This is a genomic window from Psychrobacter sp. NG27, assembly GCF_016106655.1.
Lineage (GTDB): Bacteria > Pseudomonadota > Gammaproteobacteria > Pseudomonadales > Moraxellaceae > Psychrobacter.
This window is the reverse complement of record NZ_JADGIN010000005.1, coordinates 113,470-137,582: the sequence shown is the minus strand read 5'-3', so window position 1 is coordinate 137,582 and position 24,113 is coordinate 113,470. Positions and strand designations below refer to the sequence as shown.

Below are 24,113 nucleotides of genomic sequence, written 5' to 3'. Positions count from 1 at the left end.
TAATTGTTACTGTGCTAACCATTAAGCCAACTCATTAGGTTATGGCTATTAGGTGATATCAGAGCACCAGTATTTGGTCGTGATATAGTCTTCGATACCATATTTTGAACCTTCACGGCCAAATCCAGACTGCTTCACGCCGCCAAATGGGGCAACTTCGGTAGAAATTAGACCAGTATTATGACCGATGATGCCGTACTCAAGACCTTCGGTAACGCGCCATGAGCGTGCATAGTCGCTACTATAAAAGTAAGCGGCCAAGCCATAAATCGTATCGTTAGCAGCATGAATAACTTCTGCTTCGTCTTTGAAGGTAAAGATGGTCGCAATTGGTCCAAAGATTTCTTCAGAGGCGATATCCATATCGCTACTAATATCGGTGATAACCGTTGGGTTATAAGTCAGTTCTGAAGCATCATTGATACTACCGCCAGTGACCAGCTTTGCGCCTTTATCTAGCGCGTCTTTTAGCAAGGCTTGGACTTTATCTAACGCTTTTTTGTTGATAAGAGGACCAATATCGACGCCCTCTTCTAGGCCGTTACCTACTTTTAATTCAGCGACTTTTTTGACAAAGACGTCTAAGAATTTATCTTTGATGCTGTCTTGCACGTATACACGGTTGGCACAGACACAGGTCTGACCAGCATTACGATATTTAGAAGCGATTAAACCAGCAGCGGCTTTCTCTAGATCGGCATCATCAAAGACGATAAATGGCGCATTGCCACCCAACTCTAACGATAGCTTCTTAATAGTTGGCGCGCATTGTGCCATCAGCGTACGGCCTACTTCTGTAGAGCCTGTGAATGACAGTTTATGAATGCGTGCATCACCCGTTAGGATGTCGCCGATGACAGAAGACTTACCGGTTACAACCTGAATAACGCCAGCAGGAATACCCGCTTGCTCTGCCAATACACCCAGTGCTAATGCAGAGTATGGTGTCTCGGTAGCAGGTTTGACGATAATCGTACAGCCTGCTGCTAGTGCAGGAGCAACTTTGCGCGTGATCATCGCAGCTGGGAAATTCCAAGGCGTAATAGCGGCACAAACACCGACTGGCTGCTTGAGAACGACATGACGTAGCTGCGCGCTATTGGCAGGAATCACATCACCATAGACGCGTTTGCCTTCTTCTGCAAACCAGCGGATAAAGCTGTTGGCATAACCCACTTCACCACGTGACTCAGTCAGCGGCTTACCTTGCTCAGCAGTCATAATGATGGCCAAATCTTCTTTATTGGCATCGATTAGATCAGCCCATTTTTGCAATAACTCTGCACGCTCTTTGGCTGTTTTTGCTGCCCAGTCTGCTTGGACATCATGAGCATAAGCAACGGCTTCGTTGACATCTTCTGTGGTGAGGCTTGGTACAGTACCAATGAGCTCGCCATTAAAAGGGTTGTTGACATCAAGTACAGCTTCATCACTAGCAGCATGCCAGCCGTCTTTGATGAAGCAAGATTGTTTGAGTAAATCTGGATTCGATAACTGCAGCGTGTGTGACATGTTGACGCTCCTTGTCATATAGGATGTATTTATAAGAATGGATACAATGGTAAGTCGTAAATAATTATTGATAATTCGTTGTTTGTTCAATATACTGAACAGGTATTCTATATACGAGACATCATTATAAGAACGATATGACGCGATTTGCAACCCTTAATCTCATTATTTTAAAAATTATCTTGTACTTCTTTCTTTTATTTCACTTTATAGGTTATTTATGAGCTCGACTGCCGTACCTGCGCTAGACAAAACATTTCAGATTTTGGACTTGATTACCGATAGCTCACAGCCTCTGACAGCGGCTCATATCGCAAAAGAGCTTGGGCTACCGCGTAGCTCCACTCACAACATTTTGCAGAGTCTATTGACCAAGCATGTCATTTACAAAGACCCTGAAAGCCGTTTTTATTTGGGTTCATATTTGATGTATTGGGCAGGCAAGTATGAGCAGCAGCAAGGCGTGGTGCAGTTGTTTAAAGATTTGATTGTGCAGTATCCGGTACTTCTTCAGCACACAGTTACCTTGTCAAAACTTGATTTGGGCGAAGTGGTATTTTTGGCTTGTCATGAGTCCCCTGCGCCGCTTGGATTTACTTTTCGAGCAGGCGTTCGCGTACCTGCCGTATTTTCTGCGACAGGCAAAGCCATGCTATCGACGTTGTCGATGGACAGTATCAAATCATTGTATAAAGATGCGTTTCCAACGCCTATGACCCAGCATGGGGTCAAGAATTTTACCGATTTGGCAACTGAGCTTGCGGCGATACAAGAAAGCCGAGTATCGCTCGATGACGGTCAATTACGAGATGGGATGTACTGCTTGGGCACTTATATCCGTAATGCATCAGGCAATGCGGTCGCTGGTATGGCGGTGAGTTTTTTGCAAGGAGAGTATGAGTCTAAACGGGCTGAGGTCAGTGCGGTATTGATTGAATTGGCCGAGCAAATTGAGCAGCATTTAGGCTTTACTACGAATTGATAAATGATAGAAGTTTGTAGAGAGTAGGTCGCAGAGTGTGACGGTAAACTCTGTGACCTATTTGATTGTTTTTAATTTGACTGATACTACTGAGCATTCAACTAGCTGGATCACTTATATTACTTTAGTTGCTTATAACTTCAACTATTATTGCTGTCTTCAGCGATAAGCCCAGATAAAAATGCTTGCAGATTATCATTGAGCTTTTGAATATAATAGCCACCCTCGACTAAGACGATCAATGGCTTGTTTAGCGCTTTCATTTTTTGTGCCAATATCTTAAAGCCTTCGGTACTAACAGCACATCTTGCTTCTGGGTCATTCTCATAAACATCAAACCCCAAGACATGAACGATAACATCAGGGTCAAATAGCATCATTGCCTCGATAGACTTATCAATATACTCAAAAAATCCCACTTCATCGGTGCCATGTGGCATCGGGAAATTGATGTTGTAGCCCTCACCTTCGCCTATGCCTTTTTCAAACGCATGCCCTGTCACTGCTGGATAAAAATTAACGGGGTCACCATGTACTGAAGTATAAAGCACGTCTTTGCGGTCGTAGAATATTTCTTGGATACCCTGTCCGTGATGCATGTCCGTATCTATAACGGCGATTTTTGCGTATTTCTGCCGTAGATGTTCGGCGATGATGGCAGCATTATTAAGATAGCAAAACCCACCCGCAGCGCTCTTACGCGCGTGATGACCAGGCGGCCGTGAAAAGCAAAGCTGTATATGACTGTCAGCACGCTCAGCGTCTGTTACTTTATCATTTAGCAATGCTTCGGCTGCGTTAAGTGCTGTTTGCGCTGACCAATAGATAGATGTCCAAGAATGCTCACTAATGGGCGCACTGTCATCTGCTTGATACTTAGCTGCTTTTGCCATGATGCCAATACCAGGATTATCATACGGTACAAAAATCCCTGTCTGCACCTGCGCACCCAAGTCTTCCCCTACTGCCATCCATTCATCATAGCCATGCTTAAGAAACTCAACATAACCAAAATCATGTACCGCTAATATAGGCCCGGTGCCAACATCGATAGCAGTCGTCACCTCTAAGCCCAATGCAGCTGGCGCTTTCAAAAACTCGACCATACGTTCTGGTATCTCTAACGGCTCATGCATCTTTCCATAAGAAAAATATGGCAGCGGTCTATGCAGGCTTAAATTTTCATGGCTGTATATTTTCATGCTCAACATTCCTTGTTTGACACTACTTGGTTTTGCATTATTTGTTGTGATACTGCTGTATTTAACACTACTTTATTTAAGAAGTTCCATTTTCTAGCTGTTATTTTGAGCATCTATTCCTGCAAGTATACTACTGCAAACGACGCACTAAACAATACCATCAGCTTTTAGCTTAGCGATCATCTCACTGTCATAACCCAAATCAGCAAGTGTACTATCAGTATGTTCGCTTAACTGCGGTGGCGGCGTACGATAGCTGACTGGTGATGCGGATAATTTGATAGGATTGCCAAGTGCACGTACTGGACTGCCTTGCTCGGTGAAATTAACGATCATCTCACGTGCTTGCGCTTGCGGCATGGCCAAGGCTTCAGCCACGTTATGAATCGCGCCGCATGGAATACCTGCCTGATCTAGCACTTCTAGCCAATAGGCGCGTGGCTGATTAGCAAAATACTTAGTCAGCTCCCCGCACAGCAGTTCGCGATTGGCAACGCGTTGTGGATTGGTCGCAAAGCGCTCTTTGGTATGCCAATCAACTGCGAGCACCTCACACAGTTTGGCAAACTGACTGTCGTTACCACAGGCTAAAATAAAGTGCTGCTCGCCCTCGCCCGCAAATACTTGATACGGCACGATATTAGGATGCTGATTACCCAACCTTGGCGGTATCTTATCGGATGCCAAATGATTCATGCCGACATTGGCCAGCATAGCCAGTGCACTGTCGAGCAATGCCACATCGACATGTTGACCAACACCCGTATTTTGACGCGCCAATAGTGCCGCCTGAATACCAATCGTTAGCTGCAAACCTGCAAACAAATCGACGACTGCCACGCCAACTTTGTGCGGCTCGCCATCACTAGGGCCTGTGATACTCATCAGCCCCGATAACCCTTGGATAATATAATCATAACCAGGGCGCGCGGCATCGGGACCTGTCTGCCCAAAGCCTGTCAATGACGCATAAATCAGCCGCGGATTGTCTTGTTTTAAGCTGTCATAATCCAAGCCGTATTTTTTCAGACCACCGACTTTGAAGTTCTCAACCAAGATATCACTGTCAGCGATTAGCTGCTTAATGATGTCTTGTCCTGTCGGCGTAGTGATATCTACCGTCAGTGATTTTTTATTGCGGTTAATCGTAGCATAATAAGCGGAGGTATCATCGCTGAATGTTGGCGGTGCCCAATGGCGCGTCTCATCACCGATATGAGGACGCTCAACTTTGATGACTTCGGCACCAAGATCAGCAAGTACTTGAGTACAAGAAGGGCCAGCCAGCACTCTCGATAAATCGAGCACCTTGATACCATGCAATGCGCCCCTTGGCATGTTAGCCATATCAATCATATCTGTCATGAGATTCCCTTACTCTGTGGCGTATTTTTCGATTTTCTGATTAGAAAATTGTTCTTCAAGATGTAATTGCTAAGCAGTTAAATCATGAAGAACAACTGAAAAACGTACGCTACTGTTAATGCTCTTTTGATAAAAAGCCAAGCAGTAACGTACGTCATAAAATACATTTGTACCAAAAACTATTAGCTAAAAACGCTTAAAAGAACGCTTGAATGCCTGTCTGTGCACGGCCTAGGATAAGCGCATGAATATCATGTGTACCCTCGTAAGTGTTGACGGCTTCCAAGTTCATCACGTGACGGATGATATGGAATTCGTCAGAGATACCGTTGCCGCCATGCATATCACGAGCGATACGAGCGATATCAAGCGCCTTGCCGCAGTTATTACGTTTAATGAGTGAAATCATTTCAGGTGCTGCATTGTCTTCATCCATCAGACGACCGACACGTAGTGCCGCTTGTAGACCTAATGTGATTTCTGTCTGCATATTGGCCAGCTTCAACTGTACCAGCTGCGTTGCGGCTAGCGGACGACCAAACTGCTTACGATCGAGCGTGTACTGACGAGCGGCTTTCCAACAGAATTCTGCCGCACCCATCGAACCCCAAGCGATACCATAACGGGCTTTGTTCAAGCAGCCAAATGGCCCTTTTAGACCACGGATATCTGGGAAAGCATTGGCTTCAGGAACGAATACTTTGTCCATAACAATCTCACCAGTGACTGACGCACGTAATGAGAACTTACCTTCGATTTTCGGTGCTGATAATCCTTTCATACCTTTGTCTAAAACAAAACCGCGAATCTCACCCGCATCATCTTTTGCCCACACGACAAATACGTCAGCGATAGGACTGTTGGTAATCCACATTTTATTGCCCGTCAGCTCATAACCGCCATCCACAGCGCGCGCACGAGTAGACATCGATGAAGGATCAGATCCTGAATCTGGCTCAGTCAGACCAAAGCAGCCGACATACTCACCCGAAGCAAGCTTAGGCAAATAACGCTCTCTTTGCTCTTCTGTGCCATACGCCCAAATAGGATGCATAACCAAGCTTGATTGTACGCTCATCGCTGAACGGTAGCCCGAATCAACGGCTTCCACTTCCTTGGCAATCAGACCATAGGCGACACTTGATAGACCTGCACAACCATAGCCCTCAATCGTGACACCAAGCAGACCCATTTCACCCATTTGACGCATGATATTACGATCAAAATTCTCGTTGCGATTGGCCTCGATAATGCCAGGCATCAGCTCTTTTTGAAAAAACTGACGCGCGCTGTCGGTGACCATGCGCTCTTCTTCAGTGAGCTGGTCACGTAGTAAAAAAGGATCTTCCCAATCAAAGCGTGGGCTAGTAGATGTTGCCATGTGGATCTCCTTGGTATCAGTCATCCTGACTGACTAATAGTGTTTGATACATCATTTGGTCTAACAAGTCATTGACTTCATTATTCCGCTGTGCGAAACTTAGTTTCATAATTTAAAACCATTTAACCAAACTTTAGCCACGCTGTAAACCTTTATCAAAAAAATATGAGTATAAAATGACGAAACCCTTATCAACAGCTACTCCACTACTCGAACGCATGCATGCAACAATGAGTCAAAATAAGGAAGAGAATGACCGACAGTTTGTGACGGCATTGGGACGGGGACTGATCATACTAGCGGCTTTTGAGCATAATGAGCGGCTCACCCATCAACAGCTATGTCAGATGACCAAACTGCCAAAAGCAACCATTACTCGCCTTATCCATACTTTGACTACGCTTAGTTTTTTACGAACGAATGATTATGGTCAGTATCAATTGGGCAGTAGTGCTGTACGCCTAAGCGCGACCGCATGGAGTCGCCACGATATGGTCGCAGCAGCTGAACCACTATTACGTCAGTTCGCTAGTGAAAACGAAGTATCGGTGAATTTGGCAACCGAAGTCGAAGGAGAAATGCGATATCACGCCTGCTGCCGTAGTCCTGCTCGTCTATCGGTCAACTTACAGGTTGGCTCCGCCGTACCCGTCGCACGCACTGCTATCGGACGTGCTTTTTATACGGTAAGCTCACAGGCGAGACAGGCTGTAATTGATAGTAATTTACAAGAGCAGTTATCTACAGAGGATTATAACCATGCGCAAACTGCCCTAGCCAGCGCGACTGAGCATTATGAAAAATACGGCTATACCGTGTCTGATGGGGAGTTTTCTACCGATATATTGGCGGTAGCGATTGGCGTGTTTGATATCGCCACTGGACAGTATGCTTATTCGCTCAATGCCAGTGTGCCAAGTGCCAACTGGGAAGCTGATAACTATGCGACGATGATAGTGCCAAAATTGCAGGCATTGGCTGAGCGGATTGGTTCGGGCGTTTAAAAGAGAATAAACCATAAAACTATAGTATAAGTATCTTGACTTAATTGACGGGTTTTATCTTATGAGAGATACTTCATTTTAGCTCATCAAACCTAAGACCAAACTTCATCAGATACTTACGCAATCTATCGCTATCGTTCGGGCTTTTTAGCTTATCACGCGAATTCGCATACAGATAGCGTCCAGCCGCTGCTTGGTTTTTATGGCTAATACATACCTCAATCACATATGCCAATTGCACTGCATCAAACGGATCAATAGTTGTCAGCATGTCTTCATCGAGATATTTTATTAAAATATTATGGCTACCCTTCTCAATGGTTTCACTATTTAAAGTACTATTATTGCTTAGGCTATTTTTAGTCCTAACATTACCGCTATTTAAGCCATCAGAGCCATTAAAACTATCAGGCAATTCCCAAAGATGCGTTAAGCGTTCAATCTCCGCTTGCACATCATCATTGCGAATCACTTTACTCTCAGCCAGCGTGGTCAGACGAATCATACTAGCAGTCAAATCACGAAAGTTCCCCTGCCATGTCGCATCCGTACTCATTGCAAAAGCTTCATACAACTGCCTCGCCTCTGGGGTAAATCGATATTGCTGCTGCTGCTCGCTGCCCAAGCGCGCTAGCTCATAGTCGATATTGGCAGGTAAGTCTTCCAGACGGTCTTTCAACGATGGTAAAAAGAACGTCCATGTATTAAGACGCGCAAACAAATCCGCTCGAAACTCGCCATTAGCGACCGCTTGCCGCAAGTCTTTATTCGTCCCTGCCATTAGCTGAAACGACACGCTAATCGGCGTATCACTGCCCAGCGGATAAAAGCGCTGCTCCTCCAGTGCGGTCAATAGCATCGCTTGCTCATCAAGCCCCAACTCACCGATTTCATCTAAAAATAACAATCCACCATCGGCTGATTTTAGCAGCCCATCCCGACTCGTCGCAGCGCCTGTAAATGCCCCTTTGACATGACCGAATAATACACTCATGGCAGTGTCACCACGCAACGTGGCGCAGTTGACCTCAATGAATTGTTCAAGCGTGTTTTTGCCTTGCGCACTGCTGGCTTTGGCTTTTTTAAGCGCGTAAATTTGGCCTGCCAGTTGCGACTTGCCCGCCCCTGTTGCGCCCATCAATAGTATGGATGCGGTTGAGCGCGTGGCCACCTTTTCAATATCAGAGATGAGCTTTTGATAAGCGGCGTTTTGGGTGACTAGATTGGCTTGTAGAGTTTGCCAATGTTGCTGTTTTTCTGCTTCAAAGCGTTCACGCAAGCCATCGTAGCGTGAGACATCCAAGTCAATCACTTGATAGCGCCCTTGCGGATCAGCTTGGTCAGGTCTTGGGCAAGGAGAAGTCTGAATCAAATTAGCGGGAATAAATCCCGCCTCTACCAACAAGAACCAGCAAATCTGCGCCACGTGCGTACCTGTGGTCAGATGCAGCAAGTAATCGGTATTGTCCTGAAAATCAAACCTTGCGGCAAAGTCATACAGCTCAGCATAAACATCGGCAAAATCCCACGGACTGGTCAACGCCACGTGATGACCAATAACAGTGGTATGAGGGCTAACCTGTGCTACGTCATCAGCAATAATTTTAAATAGCCGCTTATCGCGCTTGCTATATAAGATATGCAGCTCATCAACAAACAGCTCATCATGTAGACCCAAACTGACGGTTGGACGCCATCTTTGCCAACGCTTTTCATTAAAGCCATTGTCTAAAGTAGTGCCGAGGAAGCCAATGACGGCGGTTTTGTTGTTCGAATCACTATTCATAATATTACTTATCACTGATTATCATTTATAAATAGTATATTATTTTCTATCTAGTTAGATATATTTCTATATATTTTTAACCTATAGTTAAGTAAATTCATCTATTTGAAAAACACGTAAGAATTAAACCATTTACTATCAAACACTTATAAATAAATTCAAACTATTCTAAAAACTTGGCACGCCCTTAGCAATATATAAAGTAAGAATTGTCTTTCATAATAAACAAACTTTGGAATGCTAAGGAACATAACATGCAACCAACTACTCATAACATCATTCAAGACGGTGGAACGCCTATTAGACTTTGGACTAAGGGCGTGCCTGTTGATCCAAAAGCACACGATCAATTGATCAAAGCCTCAAAGATGCCGTTTGTATATAAATGGCTTGCGGTGATGCCCGATGTGCATGTTGGTATTGGCGCGACTATCGGTACGGTATTGCCAACCAAAGAAGCGATTATTCCGGCTGCCGTTGGCGTCGATATTGGCTGCGGAATGATGGCAGTGCAAACCACGCTAACCGCGAACGACTTGCCAGACAGTTTGCTTGGTCTGCGTACCGAATTGGAAAAAGCAATTCCACATGGTCGTAGTAAAACGCGTGGTCGCGGGTCACGCCGTGATGTGGGTGCGTGGGCAAACCCTGATGACACGGTAATGAACGGTTGGGGAACGCTGGTTGATGACTTTAATTATATAACCCAAAAACACCCCAAACTTAAAAACACCAATAACCTTAATCATTTGGGTACGCTGGGTACGGGGAACCATTTCGTCGAGGTGTGCCTTGATGAGACCAACCAAGTTTGGATCATGCTGCACTCAGGCTCACGCGGTGTGGGTAATGCCATCGGTCGCTACTTTATTGAGCTGGCACGCGAGGACATGCGCAAGTGGTTTATCAACTTGCCAGATAAAGATTTGGCCTACTTTGCCGAGGGTACAGAGCATTTCGATGATTATTGGTTTGCCGTTGGCTGGGCGCAGCGTTTTGCCTTTAAAAACCGCGAAATCATGATGGAAAAAGCCATCAAAGCGCTACGCCAAATCATACATAAGCCGTTTGATGCAGCCGTAAAAGCGGTGAACTGTCATCATAACTATGTAGAAAAAGAACAACATTACGGCGAAGAAGTATTTGTGACCCGTAAAGGCGCTGTCCGTGCCCGCGTTGGTGAATACGGCATTATTCCGGGGTCAATGGGTGCCAAATCATTCATCGTGCGCGGTAAAGGGAACGAAGAATCGTTTTGCTCTTGCTCGCATGGCGCAGGTCGTATCATGTCACGTACTGAAGCCAAAAAGGTATTTACGGTCGCCGATCAAATTGCGCAGACTGCGGGCGTAGAATGCCGAAAGGACGCGGATGTGATTGATGAGATTCCAGCGGCTTATAAAAATATTGATGACGTAATGCAAGCGCAAAGTGATTTGGTAGAAGTGGTACATACTTTGCGTCAGGTGGTGTGTGTGAAGGGTTAAACTTTTAAAAGGAGATTATTATGAAACAAACTATTAATCTATATGATTTGATCCACCAAATTCATGTTGAAAAAAAAGAGATTGTTTGGCACGGGCATCCTTTCAATACAGGAGAAGAGTCTACGATAGAAGGTTATTATAGAGGCCTCTGTGAAGAGATAAAAAGTCATACTCAAACTCTATTTCAACTAGAAGTAGATCATTATGGTTCAGGTTATGCCTCTTACTGTGATGCATGGTTTTACCAGCAGACTTCTGACTTTACTAGTGATCCTCTCGAAAGTCTTGAGAGCTATGAAGGGCTTATAATTCTATTTCATCGAATGCTACCTTACTATGTCTTTATGCAAGGTTCAAAGTCATGGCCTATTCATGACCCTTCAATGTGTTCTCATTATCTACCAAGCCGTAAAATGCTAGATAACTTGACCAATAGTGCGGTGAAGAATCTTGCTCAGAAAGTAGAAAAAATTTTGACTCGCAAAGGCTTAATTCGTTTGAATACACTTGCACTGACTACATCATTGGAAATAGCTGAAAAAATACCTTCTGTGCTGGTTGATAATTATCTCTCTTATTACGATGGGCTTTTTTATTGGGAAGATTAAAAGATTGGTAATAAGTGCCTCATTTAATTATTTTGAAATCAGCTTTTAAAATTGGAAGCAAACATCATGAAACATGCTCAAACTATAGAAATCATACGAAAACTTAAAGCAAAAAAGTCAAATTTGAACATGGACTATCTGATGAAGAAGTTCAACAAATTGAAAGTAAATTCAATTTAAAGTTTCCCCCTGATCTACGAGATTTTTTGCAAAAAGAGCTGCCTGTATCTAATGATTTTGTTAACTGGCGATTAGGTCTAAAGTCAAAAATTGAGGCAATTGCTATCCGCAAAAAACTGGGCTGGCCTTTTGATGGCATAGCATTTGATATAGAGAAAAATGGATTTTGGATAGAGGAATGGGGCACAAAGTCTGATAATGTTAGCGAAAACATAGCTACTGCTAAACGTCATTATAAGACTTATTCCAGAATGATACCTATTCGCTCACATCGCTATATTGCTAACAAACCTTTTAAAGCTGGTAACCCTGTCTTTTCTATCTATCAGACAGATATTATCTACTATGGATACGATCTATCAAACTATCTTGCTCATGAATTTCGTTTTGAATTGTCAGATAAATTTCCAATAATCGATACGCCAAATCATATTGATTTTTGGGGCGATATTGAATCCTGATTATAATAAGAGAGAACCAAAATGAAACTCGCAGAAGCCCTAATTATCCGTAGCGATATGCAAAAGAAGTTGGCGCAAATCATTTGCATGAGCGACTTTAATACCCCTAAACGAATATAGATACGGTAGACTAAGATGTGCGTGGTATGTGACCACGGCACAGATTTATAATGACTTTCACATTGAAGCATTTGATAATTACTTTTATATGAGGAAATACCGATGTTAAATATGAACGATATGTTAGGCGCTGTAACAGGCGGTGATAACGATGACAATGGCCTATCAGGCTTGATCGACAGCGCAAAAAACATCAGCAGCGAAGACATACAGAGATACCAAAGCATGTCAAAAGCTGAGCTATTAGATGAAATCAAAAACTCTGAGCACAGCGCAGCCGTCGTGACATTTATCAAAGAGTTATTAGCGAAAAAATTCAACAGCTAAACGTTGATATCTAAAGCTAAATTTTGATTGATAGATAGATGAACAGGGCCTAAAAAATATGCGTCATAACGTATTTTTTAGGCTCTTTTATCTGATAGTAGTTGATAGTAGTTGATAGCAACTTAAGCACGCACGATAGAATAATCACATACCGCCTTACAAAAAATTAAAATTTGAGAGTGTATCAATGAGCTTTATGTCCAACCAAAGCGCCAATAATGCCAACGCCCATACTGCAAGCACCAAGAGCGCAATCCTAAAAATAGATGGCAGCACTGGCGAAGGTGGCGGACAAATTATTCGTACCGCTCTCTCATTATCGATGCTGACAGGCATACCTATTGAAATGTTTAATATCCGCGCTGGGCGAGCCAAATCTGGGTTGATGCGTCAGCACTTAATGTGTGTACAAGCGTCACAACAGATATCGAACGCTAGCGTATCAGGCGCAGTGTTAGGCAGCTCATCATTTCGCTTTGCGCCGAGTGCGATTCGATCAGGTGATTACCATTTTGATATTGGCTCGGCTGGCAGTACCAGTTTGGTGCTACAAACGCTACTTCCTGCTCTGCTTTTTGCTAATACAGATCAAAGTGTCCACTCAACATTGAGTATAAAAGGCGGTACGCATAATCCATTAGCGCCAACCACGGACTTTTTGCAGTACGCATTCGTCCCTGCACTGGCGAAATTAGGCATGCAAGTGAATATTGAATGCGTGCAAGCAGGCTTTGCGCCCATCGGTGGCGGCCTGATTAAGACGACCATTACACCGTTCATGCGCCGTGCTGATTCCAAGCCACTACACCTAACCGAACGTGGAGCGCTGACAAATATCGCATTAGTAGCCAGTGTCCTAAATTTAGAATATGACATTGGCAAACGCGAGCTTGCCAGCGCTAAAGCCGTACTGCTTGAAAGCGGAGTAGATGAGTCACTTATTACTACTAAAGCGAATAAGCTGGACGGTATCGGTGAAGGCAATACTTGCTATGCACAGGTTACTCATGAATGTGGCGATCATCTGCATCATGAAATATTTACGCTACTGGGCGAAAAACGCACGTCAGCTGAGAAAATGGGCAATCGACTAGCAGGCTTGGTTAAACGTTATCTGTTCAAAACTGATGCGTTGGTCGATGAATACTTAACAGACCAGTTGCTATTGCCACTGGCGCTATCTGGTGGTGGCGAATTTACGGCACGAATTATCAGCCAACATACTGAAACTCAAGCATGGTTGATTGAGCAGTTTTTGCCCGTTGACATTAAGTTTGAGGCCATTGATGAGCAGAAAACTTTGGTGCGAGTGATTTGTTGAGAAAGTCATGGCACAAGCATCCCTTACTCAATTACCGCTAAGCCGTGATATCATAACCGTACAATATGCGCGTTAATTATAAGTTAAGATAAATATTATCTGTCGTCGACATCATACGTATTGATGCTTGAGACATGTTCTTTTTATCTGTTATATATAATTACCGCGTTTTTTAATTTTCATGTTTTATTACCGAGCCTCGCTATGCCCCAATCTCGTACCAATCTAAACCCTGAACCAAAAAGTAACTCGCCCTATTTGACCGGTGTACTGTTGCGCTATAGCACCTTTGGTGCAGCCGTTTTTCTGTTTTTAGCAGGGTTGTTATTATTGAACTGGTGGCTGATTCTTATTGGTGGCTTTGGGGTGGCTTTGGGCATTTACGATGTCATTCAATCCAAGCATGCCATCCTAAATAACTACCCTATCGCGGGTCATGTCCGCTATGTATTAGAGGACTTCCGCCCTGAGATTCGTCAATATTTGCTCGAGGATGACAAAGAGCAAGTACCGTTTTCACGCCAGCAGCGAGCCCTTGTTTATCAGCGTGCTAAGAACGTCAGTGATACCAATGCCTTTGGGACGCTCGACAATTTATATACGCATGGCAAAGAATGGTTTTTGCAGTCAGCTATTAGTGCACCACTTGAAAACAAAGATTTTCGTATCATGGTGGGCGGTGAGCGTTGCACACAGCCACATGATATGTCGGTATTTAACATCTCTGCCATGAGCTTTGGTAGCTTGTCTGCCAACGCTATTATGGCGCTGAATCAAGGCGCGAAAATAGGCGGGTTTACGCATGATACGGGCGAAGGTGCGATCAGCCCTCATCATCGAAAATTTGGTGGCGATTTGATTTGGGAATTGGGTACGGGTTATTTCGGTTGCCGCGATGCCAATGGTGATTTTGATGCACAATCCTTTGCAGAAAAAGCCGTTGATCCACAAGTAAAAATGATCGAAATCAAACTATCGCAAGGCGCTAAGCCAGGTAAAGGCGGTGTCCTACCCTCTAGTAAAATCACCCAAGAGATTGCTGATACGCGTCAAGTACCACTTGGTCAAGACTGCATCTCACCCTCTTCGCATACTGCATTTAGTACCCCGCGTGAGCTCGTGGCGTTTTGGCAGCAGTTACGTGAACTATCTGGTGGCAAGCCTGTTGGTTTTAAACTTTGTATTGGTCAGCCGTGGCAGTTTATGGCGATTGTCAAAGCCATGATAGAGACGGATAACTATCCTGATTTTATCGTCATTGATGGTGCTGAGGGTGGTACTGGTGCCGCACCTGTCGAGTTTATGGATAATGTCGGCATGCCGATGGTTGATGGCTTTCTATTGGTTCATAACACTTTAGTCGGTGCAGGTATTCGTGACAAGGTTAGGCTTGGCGTAAGTGGCAAAATCGTCTCTGGTTTTGATATTGCTCGTATGATTGCTTTGGGTGCAGACTGGTGTAACTCAGCACGTGGCTTTATGTTTGCGGTCGGTTGTATCCAGTCGCGCTCTTGTCATACCAACACTTGCCCAACAGGTGTCGCTACCCAAGATCCATATCGCCAAAAAGCGCTTGATGTCCCAAGTAAAGCCGAGCGCGTTGCCAGCTTCCATAAAAACACGCTAAAATCGCTTGCTAGCATCGTAGGCGCAGTTGGTTTACAGCATCCAAGTCAACTACAGCCTTATCACATCGCACGCCGCTTAGACGATGGACAAATCAAACTACTGTCGAAGTTCTTTTACTTTACAGATAGAGGCGCCTTACTTGATCAAAGTGCCCGGGCAGACGTGTTCAATCAGATGTGGGTGATGTCGACAGCGGATAGCTTCCTTGCCGATAATGATGCGCTGATTGCCTACAACAAAGACTCGCGAGATACAGGTAAACAAACCGAAGCGCCAACTTTAAAAGCAGGTGATCAAGCAACGGACGATAAAGCAAACAATAATACTACTGGTATCATGATCGGTAACGTCAATAATACATTCCGTGATTTTCCACCGACGAGTGACTAAAAAACAGTCCTCGAGAATGATTGATAAAGATGCGATTAAGCAGCAAGCAGTAGCAACCTTTAAATAACCTCTATGTTAAAAGACGCGTGATTAATGCCAAGTTCCCTTTTTACCTTAGCTCTATCAACGATAGTGCTTGTGCTAAGCCTTAGCGCTTGCCAGCAATCAAATACTGACACGGCTAGCAGCGATACAGACAGCTGGTCGTGCCAGTCTCAGGATATGCCATTTTCTTACAGTGCGTGCCGAATTACAGCGGAAGCATTGACTGATGAACGCTACGCATTAAAGTTATTTTGGCAGTCATCTGATAGTAGTCAGCCCATGCTTACCTTTGATGCGTTGTTGTCAACATTACCAACAGATAAGACACTCAACTTTGCGATGAATGCTGGGATGTACAATCAAAAATACGCACCGATTGGCTATACGGTTATCGAAGGTAAAGAGATCAAGTCATTAAATTTAAAAGAAGGTGGTGGCAATTTTCATCTGTTACCTAATGGGGTCATGTGGTGGGATAAAGCTGGCAAGGTACAGATTACGGAAAGTAATGCTTTGAGTGAGTTACTGTCAGAGGACAAAGCGCAGCCCTGGTATGCCACTCAATCAGGCCCTATGCTGGTCATTAATAATGAGATACATCCACAATTCAAACCTGATAGCACCTCACTCAAGATTCGTAATGGTGCAGGCGTGTGTGATGATGGCACGATACAGTTCGTCAATAGCGATGAACCAGTCACGTTTTATCAGTTTGCATCCCTATTTAGAGACAATTTAAACTGCCCGAATGCACTGTTTTTAGATGGTGGGATTGCGTCGGCATTATATGCGCCTAGCATCGATAAGCAGGATAAAAAAGAGATGGGCGTCATGATTGGTGTGGTTGAAAATAAAGAGTAATGTGCCCTGATACTATTTATTGTCAACTAAGATTAAAAAAGCACTTAGCATGATTATTTCACGCTAAGTGCTTTTTTATAAACGTTTATTTTTAATATTATAGTCAAAGAACTCTAAAATGGGTACAAGGTAGCCGACTGCAGATTGTACAAGTAGTACATCTAAGGATGGGTAACGCCGTAGCGGTTTAGTAGTTCACCAACTATATGTTAAAAACTTAACCGCCCAAGCTCATTTTAGGGCCAAACGGTTCATAATGGACACTATCGACACCATGATCTAATCCCACTAACCCATCAATCATACTTTCCATAAATGGCATTGATCCGCATACATAGATATCGGCAGGCTTTGGTAATGTTTCAAGCCATGCAGCATCTAATAGCTGTCCCGATTCAAAGTAAAAAATATGCTTTTCTACGTTTTCAGCTTTTGCGAGTAAGGCCTCTACCTGATCAGAAAAAGCATGATGTGTGGCATTTTGGCACGCATAAATCCAGATAATAGGTCGTTTAGGATTGGCCAGTACTTGCGCCTCTAACATAGACAGCACAGGTGTTACCCCGACACCGGCACTCATCAATACCAACGGAATCTCATTCTGTTGTACCAAATCTTGATTAAGCGCGAAATCACCAGCTGGAGCCGACAATAAAACTGTGTCACCGACTTCTAATTGGTCATGCATATAGTTAGAGACCAACCCATGATGCTCATTACGGTTGTCACGTCTAACAGCAAACTGAATGCCTGCATCGGTACTGGCAGAGTACAAAGAATAATGACGCAGCGCAATATGATCGCTGTCTGTTGGATCTGTTTTCACCGTAATATATTGACCAGCGGTTAACTTCAATTTATTCAGGTCAATATCTTCATTACTATCTTCATTATCATTCACTGGCACTACTGTAAAGGCTGCGATATCCGTAGCAGTTGCTATCTTTTCGGTGACTTTAAAAGGCGCAAAACCTTTCCACATCGCCTCTTTATACATGCCATGTTCAATTTGAATAAATACCGAAGCGATCTCATCATAGGCTTCTGTCCAAGCGGTAATGATGTCGTCAGTGGCTGCCTCTCCTAGCACTTCTTTTATCGCACCGATCAAATATTTACCGACGATAGGATAATGCTCAGGCAATATCTGTAACGCTCTATGTTTATGGCTAATCTGGGTCACCTGCGGCAATAGCGTGGCCAATTTGTCCAAATGCTTAGCAGCGGCTAATACTGTTGTAGCCAATGCGGTCTGTTGACGTCCTAGTTTTTGATTGGTCTCATTAAAAATATCTAACAGCTCAGGATGCTCATTAAACATGTTTCTATAAAATACTGTGGTAATCGCAACGCCATGTTGTTCAAGTACAGGAACGGTTGCGGTGACGATTTCTAATGTTTTTGGTGAAGCCATGTTGTTTCTCAGTGAGTGGTCGAATGGATATATTAAAAAACAGGAGATAAGAATCTTTAAGTAAATGTCTTAAATAAGAACACTTATAAGATTCATTTAAAATGAATGTTATCATGTTTTACTCAGCATACCAATGCCGAATTGTCATATTGCTTATTTATAAACAAAAAAAACAGCCATTATGTTGTCATAATGGCTGCTTTCATAAAGATTCAATCAGAACTAATAGACTTTATAAATTAGGGTAGATGTCAAAACTACCGTGCTAAGTAACCGGTCATCTCTTCCACACCATGCAAGGTCATGGGATACATCTTGTTATCCACGAGTTTTTTGATTTCAACGATGGTTTGAGTATATTGCCAATATGTAGGATTTTCCGGATTGAGCCAAGCGACTTTATCAAAATGATCAAGTACTCGCTTCAGCCATACGATACCCGCCTCATTATTCATATACTCAACGCTACCGCCTACCGTCATCAACTCATAGGGTGACATAGACGCATCGCCAACAAATATAACGCGATACTCCCGACCATATTTATTCAGCAGCTCATAGGTTGGCATCGGCGCACTGTGGCGACGGTTATTATCTTTCCACACATAGTCATAAAGACAGTTGTGAAAATAAAAAAACTCTAAGGTTTTAAACTCGTTTTTTGCCGCAGAGAATAGTTTCTCAAGCGCTTCGACATGGACATCCATACTACCGCCCACATCAAATAGCATCAGCACTTTGACACGGTTTCGGCGTTCAGCCTGCATATGAATATCGAGCACGCCTTTTTTTGCGGTTCGCCTGATGGTTTCTTTGATATCAAGCTCATCAGCACTGCCAGTACGGGCAAACTGGCGTAGATTGCGTAGCGCCATCTGAATTTGACGAGTACCGAGCTGACTATCATCATCGAGATTTCGATACTTACGCTGCTCCCAGACTTTGGCCGCGCTGCGCTTACGAGATTCACCGCCGACTCGAACGCCTTCTGGATGATCGCCATAGGCACCAAATGGCGATGTACCACCTGTGCCGACCCATTTACTGCCACCTTGATGTCGTTCTTTTTGTTCTTTCAGACGCTCTTCTAACGCCTTCATCAGCTCCTCTAGCGAGCCATATTTTTTGAGTAGTCGACGCTGCTCTTCCGTTAAGTTTTTGGGGTCTAGTTTTAAATCCAACCACTCTTTAGGAACGTCCGTCAGCTTAGCCAATAGCTCATCCATATCCAAACTATCGACACCTTCGAAATAATCCGCCATTGCCCGATCGAATTTATCAAAGTGGCGCTCATCTTTGACCATACATAGCCGAATCAATCGATACATGTCTTCGCGACTGGCAAAGGTGGTCAGGCTTGGGTCTTCTGGGTGCGGCTGCATCATCAAACCCTGCTCAAGCGCAGCATTGAGATCGAGCAGCTCACGCGTACTGACTGGCACGCCGTAAGTACGCAAGGTATAAAACAGTTTAATAAACATAAGAGTCGCATCGCTTATTGGCTGATTGGGTTATGACTGAGCCTAGTATTGATAGGCTCAAGCCATGATGACAAGGCAGTTGAGTTGCCCTCTAATGCTGACAGGCTAGCGACGCATCATATTGGCAAAGCGCTGCAATAGACTCACATCGGCTTCGTTTTTGAGCAGTGCACCATACAGTGGTGGAATAGACTTTTCACCACGCAAGTTTTCTTCTAGCTCTTCTTGAGCCATATCGTCAGCGAGTAACAAGGTCAACCAATCGACCAATTCAGACGTTGATGGTGGCTTTTTAAGACCTTGAATATTACGCAGCTTATAAAAGATATCGAGTGCGTTATTGACCAGTTTTTCTTGGATATCAGGAAAATGCACTTCAATGATTTGACGCATGGTTTGCTCTTCAGGGAAGTCGATATAATGAAAGAAGCAACGACGCAAAAATGCATCTGGTAGCTCTTTTTCATTGTTCGAAGTGATAATGACCACTGGACGCTGCGCTGCAGTGATGGTTTCGCCCGTTTCATACACATAAAACGACATTTTATCTAGCTCATGCAGCAGATCGTTTGGAAACTCGATATCTGCTTTGTCAATTTCATCAATCAATAATACCGTACGCTCTGTACTGGTAAACGCATCCCATAGCTTACCTGGTTTGATATAGTTGGCAATGTCATAGACCTTATCATCGCCCAACTGCGAATCCCGCAGGCGCGATACTGCATCGTACTCATACAGACCTTGCTCAGCTTTAGTCGTCGATTTGACGTGCCACGTGATTAGTGGCATACCTAAACTCTCGGCAACTTCTTCGGCCAGCAATGTCTTACCGGTGCCCGGCTCACCTTTGATCAGTAGCGGCTTTTGCAACGTAATAGCGGCATTGACTGCCAGTTGTAAATCATCTGTGGCAATATAGCTTTGTGTGCCAGTGAAGATTTTTTTAGTCGTGTCAGTCGTACTCATAGTCAAATCTCAGTTATGGTTGAGTTATTGTTATAGATAAATGGGTCATAAACAGGCGAAGTAATCATCTAGAAATAGCGGGTTATCAAATTAGATTAGCACAGCCTGACGCATTGCCAAAATACTCATGCGTTCGCCATTATTAACAAATGTTATGTATAGCGGACAACCCTCAGTTTTTTATATAGTGGATAAATCTTGCGACATAAAAAAAGACACGCATTGGTGTCTTTTTATTTGAGTATTAAAGTCTATTAAGATAACAATACTCTCTAAATGCTTAGCATTTTTTTACTGCTTGTTAGACATATCATTCTTAGGATTTTTGGCCAATGTACTTTCTTTTTTTAAGCTCACATTGGTTTCAGGCTGTTCGGTTACGGTAGCGCCTTCTGGTAAATAGCTACCTGTCGTCATTTGCAATGTTGCTTGCGTGTCTTCTGCGCTGCGGCTACGGGCTTTGTCTAAGCTAGAAGCAAATGCGCTACGTATCAGCTGCCATACAAACCCGACGAACAAGCCTGCGACCAATACCACCAAGATAGGCAACATACTGGCTATCGCGCCGGCATAGTCTTTCATCATAATGCCGTATACCACGCTGATACTGGCTGGTGCCAGCTCACTTGGATCACCAAGTGCCGTACCGGGTGCCAATAACACCGCAAACAGAATCATCCAACTCATTCCGCCTAGCGGTTTGGGCAATACTCGAGCGACCAGCACCCATAAGACCAATACCAAAATAGCACCGCCAAGATAAGCATACATTGGCAGATCGGCAGGTGGGACATCCTTTACCATCTGGCCCCACCAAATGGCAATCTCACCGAGAATGTCACTGATAGATTCTAACGGTAAGCTGTGTAAGATATTTTTTAACCAGTCCATGCGTATTTAATTACCTGCGTTTGTCATCGGTGACACGTTGTGTGCCAAGCGGCATAGGGTACGTTTTACAGCACTCAAATAAGACCGAATACATCATCGACGCGCACATGACGCACGTCTCTATATGGATTTCGTGACTGCCAGTTTATCATGACTCTATGCCTAAATGCATGTGACCAAATGTGTTATATAGTCAATCCTCTATAAAAGAAGGACAGCGTTAACCTCACTTGAAGTATCACCTATACATCTACACTCGGTTGCCTTGACTCTCTTTTAAACTGTATCAACTATAGCGTCTTTCTCAGTCTATCGACAACGCTCAAAACCAACTTGCCACACACCTCATATAAACCTACTGATTCGGCGATAGCGCTACTAGTCGTAAATATTATCTTGCGCTTCACGGGCGCGTAGCTCAGCTTGGCGGCGCATGACATCCTGCGGCGGCATCTGCACAAAATAGCCTTGTGATTGTAGCTTGGCCAGTACCTCTTCCTTATTGACACGAGCAAGCGTAGCCGTTGCCGCCAAATCCAGATGCATGACAAACTTGCTACGACCTAAGCCTGCACGAAAGTCTTTTGGTAACACGCCAAGCCAGTCCTTGATCTCATCGGTATCATTAGGATAATCGGGACGCGCGATATAGACGTACATATCGTCATGTTTGGGAAACTTATAAATATCACAATGCATAAAAACCACCTATCAGAAACTATGGCCGTAGGTTAGCATATTTCACGCAAATACCAGTAGTCGCTTTGCGTTTTGCTATCGTAATTTTTGTCAAAAAATGCAGGTGACATGCTGATGTAAGAGAGAAAATACTGTTATAAAATACATCTTATTTAGCGGACTATCCTAGCAAAACGTTATTTTTGCCAAATTTATTTATTTTAATGGCGTTGATGACTTGTAAAAGCGCTTTGAACCTTTCATAATAAAAGCGTTTTTCAGGAGAGCGTTTGTAAGCATAGATTTTGTATTACACCGCATTGGTCATACAAAAAAAATAAATTGCTACAAGCCACCGAAGGCGCATCTACCCTGCCAATCGCTCAGGTAAAAGGACTGAAAAACGCATGTCATTTTTGTTTGGTAGTCTGATGCCTATAGGCGCACTACATTCTCAAACATAAGGCATAACAAATCTGGAGAGTGGTAAGCACGGACGACGTCTTACCCACCGAAGGGGAGAAAATACGCTATCATCAACTATAGGGCTCATACAACTGCCCATTAATGATGATTCGTGTTGAAAATCTCAGGTCACAGGACAGATAGGGCTACTGCCCAAACCGACGTTTAGCGTCTGTTTGGCTCATGTCTTCATCTTTGTTTTCTGTGTCACCCTTTGATGTAATATTTGCACCTTGCAATATTGCTTCTCGCTACTTTTACGTTGCGCATCGCGGCCTACTCTACCGAGTACTGCTGATGTACACATAAGGATTTGTTATGACTGATACCTATTCTCAAGACATCACTTCTCAAAACGAGCAAACCCAAGCCCCTCAGCGCACCCCTTTTTACCAGTCTCACATTGATAGTGAGGGCAAGCTGGTCGACTTCTCTGGTTGGGAATTACCGATTCATTACGGCTCACAAATTGAAGAGCACGAAGCCGTACGTACAGATGCAGGTATGTTTGATGTCTCACATATGGTTGTGACCGATATCGAAGGCGCTGATACCAAAGCATGGCTACAAAAACTGCTCGCCAACGATGTCAATAAACTCACCACCCCTGGTAAAGCACTATACTCTGGTATGCTCAATGAGCAAGGCGGTGTCATCGATGATTTGATCGTCTATTTGACCAATGCTGATGAGACTGAATACCGCATCGTCTCTAACGCAGCCACTCGTGATAAAGATTTAGCACAGTTTACTAAAGTCGCTGAAGGCTTTGATATCGTAATTACTGAGCGTCCAGAGCTTGCGATGCTTGCGGTTCAGGGCCCTAATGCTATTGCAAAACTGGCTCAAGCCAAACCAAGCTGGGCCGATACCTTAGCAGCACTTAAGCCTTTCGTTGGGGCTGACTTGACCGATATCGAAGGCACTGATTGGTTCGTGGCTCGTACAGGTTATACGGGTGAAGATGGCGTCGAAGTCATTATGCATGCCGATGATGCGCCTGCTTTCTTTGAGCAATTAAAAGAGAATGGCATCAAACCTGCTGGTCTTGGCGCACGTGATACCTTGCGTATGGAAGCAGGTATGAACCTGTATGGTCATGATATGGACGAAACCATCAGTCCTTATGAGTGCAACATGGGCTGGACGCTTGCACTAAAAGACGAGCGCATTTTTGTCGGCCGCGAAGCATTAGTCAGCAAACGCAAGCAGTCAAAAGATGACAACACAGCTATGAAGCAAGTGGGTCTGCTATTGACGACACGCGGCGTGTTACGTGAAGGCATGACAGTCACTATCAATCAAGGCACAGACAATGAACAAACTGGCATTATCACCAGTGGTACATTCTCTCCTAGCCTAAAAAACTCAATCGCGATTGCCCGTGTTCCTGCCAGCGTATCAGACGATGATAACGTACAGGTCGATCTACGCGGCAAAGGTAAATTCGTTGACGTACGCGTACTTAAGCTGCCTTTTGTCCGTAATGGCAAACAGCAGTTTGACTCGTAGGCACTATAAATTCTATTATTGGCTTCCATTACTTTTGTTAAT

Annotated in this window: 20 protein-coding genes and 2 riboswitches; of the genes, 10 read left to right on the top strand and 10 right to left on the bottom strand. The window is 44.0% G+C overall.

Going from position 1 to position 24,113, the window contains the following annotated elements:
* Nucleotides 1-48 precede the first annotated feature (48 nt).
* Nucleotides 49-1,530, bottom strand: a complete 1,482-nt coding sequence (locus IP485_RS09715; RefSeq protein ID WP_198327055.1) for an NAD-dependent succinate-semialdehyde dehydrogenase — start codon at nt 1,528-1,530, stop codon at nt 49-51.
* 202 nt (nt 1,531-1,732) lie between these two features.
* Here IP485_RS09715 and IP485_RS09710 point away from each other — a divergent pair, with 202 nt between their 5' ends.
* The gene (locus tag IP485_RS09710; protein ID WP_198327054.1) at nt 1,733-2,494 is read left to right on the top strand and encodes an IclR family transcriptional regulator; all 762 of its coding nucleotides are present in this window, start codon (nt 1,733-1,735) and stop codon (nt 2,492-2,494) included.
* 140 nt (nt 2,495-2,634) lie between these two features.
* On the opposite strand, the gene IP485_RS09705 is transcribed toward IP485_RS09710, so the two are convergent.
* From IP485_RS09705 to IP485_RS09695, 3 genes are all read right to left on the bottom strand, one after another.
* Nucleotides 2,635-3,696, bottom strand: coding sequence for a histone deacetylase family protein (locus IP485_RS09705; RefSeq protein WP_198327053.1), 1,062 nt, complete (start codon nt 3,694-3,696; stop codon nt 2,635-2,637).
* A 147-nt stretch (nt 3,697-3,843) separates the two neighbouring features.
* On the bottom strand, nt 3,844-5,052 hold the full coding sequence (locus IP485_RS09700) for a CaiB/BaiF CoA transferase family protein (RefSeq protein WP_198327123.1): 1,209 nt from the start codon (nt 5,050-5,052) through the stop codon (nt 3,844-3,846).
* 205 nt (nt 5,053-5,257) lie between these two features.
* On the bottom strand, nt 5,258-6,442 hold the full coding sequence (locus IP485_RS09695) for an acyl-CoA dehydrogenase (protein ID WP_191113865.1): 1,185 nt from the start codon (nt 6,440-6,442) through the stop codon (nt 5,258-5,260).
* 176 nt (nt 6,443-6,618) lie between these two features.
* Here IP485_RS09695 and IP485_RS09690 point away from each other — a divergent pair, with 176 nt between their 5' ends.
* On the top strand, nt 6,619-7,446 hold the full coding sequence (locus IP485_RS09690; protein WP_198327052.1) for an IclR family transcriptional regulator: 828 nt from the start codon (nt 6,619-6,621) through the stop codon (nt 7,444-7,446).
* A 73-nt stretch (nt 7,447-7,519) separates the two neighbouring features.
* Here the strand turns inward: IP485_RS09690 and rtcR are convergent, their stop codons facing one another.
* The gene (gene rtcR / locus IP485_RS09685; protein ID WP_227686508.1) at nt 7,520-9,232 is read right to left on the bottom strand and encodes an RNA repair transcriptional activator RtcR; all 1,713 of its coding nucleotides are present in this window, start codon (nt 9,230-9,232) and stop codon (nt 7,520-7,522) included.
* Nucleotides 9,233-9,486: 254 nt separating this feature from the next.
* Here rtcR and IP485_RS09680 point away from each other — a divergent pair, with 254 nt between their 5' ends.
* From IP485_RS09680 to IP485_RS09650, 7 genes are all read left to right on the top strand, one after another.
* On the top strand, nt 9,487-10,719 hold the full coding sequence (locus IP485_RS09680) for an RtcB family protein (protein WP_198327051.1): 1,233 nt from the start codon (nt 9,487-9,489) through the stop codon (nt 10,717-10,719).
* Between the two features lie 20 nt (nt 10,720-10,739).
* Entirely contained in the window at nt 10,740-11,327 is a 588-nt protein-coding gene (locus IP485_RS09675) for a hypothetical protein (RefSeq protein WP_194364011.1), read from the top strand.
* A 206-nt stretch (nt 11,328-11,533) separates the two neighbouring features.
* Nucleotides 11,534-11,968 (top strand): hypothetical protein, encoded by a 435-nt coding sequence (locus IP485_RS09670; protein ID WP_198327050.1) that lies wholly within the window; start codon nt 11,534-11,536, stop codon nt 11,966-11,968.
* Nucleotides 11,969-12,190: 222 nt separating this feature from the next.
* Nucleotides 12,191-12,415, top strand: a complete 225-nt coding sequence (locus tag IP485_RS09665) for a hypothetical protein (RefSeq protein ID WP_194364008.1) — start codon at nt 12,191-12,193, stop codon at nt 12,413-12,415.
* A gap of 196 nt (nt 12,416-12,611) precedes the next feature.
* A complete protein-coding gene (gene rtcA / locus IP485_RS09660) occupies nt 12,612-13,736 on the top strand; it encodes an RNA 3'-terminal phosphate cyclase (RefSeq protein ID WP_198327049.1) in 1,125 nt (374 codons plus the stop codon).
* A gap of 204 nt (nt 13,737-13,940) precedes the next feature.
* Nucleotides 13,941-15,755, top strand: a complete 1,815-nt coding sequence (locus tag IP485_RS09655) for an FMN-binding glutamate synthase family protein (protein ID WP_198327048.1) — start codon at nt 13,941-13,943, stop codon at nt 15,753-15,755.
* 93 nt (nt 15,756-15,848) lie between these two features.
* Nucleotides 15,849-16,661: a phosphodiester glycosidase family protein gene (locus IP485_RS09650; protein ID WP_198327047.1), complete on the top strand. Its 813-nt coding sequence runs from the start codon at nt 15,849-15,851 to the stop codon at nt 16,659-16,661.
* 217 nt (nt 16,662-16,878) lie between these two features.
* Here the strand turns inward: IP485_RS09650 and IP485_RS09645 are convergent, their stop codons facing one another.
* The 5 genes from IP485_RS09645 to IP485_RS09625 all read right to left on the bottom strand — a co-directional run bounded on the left by IP485_RS09645 (nt 16,879) and on the right by IP485_RS09625 (nt 22,115).
* On the bottom strand, nt 16,879-18,075 hold the full coding sequence (locus IP485_RS09645) for a globin domain-containing protein (RefSeq protein ID WP_198327046.1): 1,197 nt from the start codon (nt 18,073-18,075) through the stop codon (nt 16,879-16,881).
* Nucleotides 18,076-18,332: 257 nt separating this feature from the next.
* Nucleotides 18,333-19,556 carry a vWA domain-containing protein gene (locus IP485_RS09640; protein ID WP_198327045.1) on the bottom strand — a complete coding sequence of 408 codons (1,224 nt, stop codon included), beginning with the start codon at nt 19,554-19,556 and terminating at the stop codon, nt 18,333-18,335.
* 105 nt (nt 19,557-19,661) lie between these two features.
* Nucleotides 19,662-20,525 carry an AAA family ATPase gene (locus tag IP485_RS09635; RefSeq protein ID WP_198327044.1) on the bottom strand — a complete coding sequence of 288 codons (864 nt, stop codon included), beginning with the start codon at nt 20,523-20,525 and terminating at the stop codon, nt 19,662-19,664.
* Nucleotides 20,526-20,816: 291 nt separating this feature from the next.
* A complete protein-coding gene (locus tag IP485_RS09630; protein WP_198327043.1) occupies nt 20,817-21,416 on the bottom strand; it encodes a hypothetical protein in 600 nt (199 codons plus the stop codon).
* A gap of 378 nt (nt 21,417-21,794) precedes the next feature.
* On the bottom strand, nt 21,795-22,115 hold the full coding sequence (locus IP485_RS09625) for a YcgL domain-containing protein (protein ID WP_197177273.1): 321 nt from the start codon (nt 22,113-22,115) through the stop codon (nt 21,795-21,797).
* 248 nt (nt 22,116-22,363) lie between these two features.
* A riboswitch (glycine riboswitch) is annotated at nt 22,364-22,503 on the top strand.
* 57 nt (nt 22,504-22,560) lie between these two features.
* Nucleotides 22,561-22,709, top strand: a riboswitch (glycine riboswitch).
* Nucleotides 22,710-22,877: 168 nt separating this feature from the next.
* Between IP485_RS09625 and gcvT the strand changes: the two genes are divergently transcribed.
* Nucleotides 22,878-24,071 (top strand): glycine cleavage system aminomethyltransferase GcvT, encoded by a 1,194-nt coding sequence (gene gcvT, locus IP485_RS09620; RefSeq protein ID WP_198327042.1) that lies wholly within the window; start codon nt 22,878-22,880, stop codon nt 24,069-24,071.
* Nucleotides 24,072-24,113: the final 42 nt, after the last annotated feature.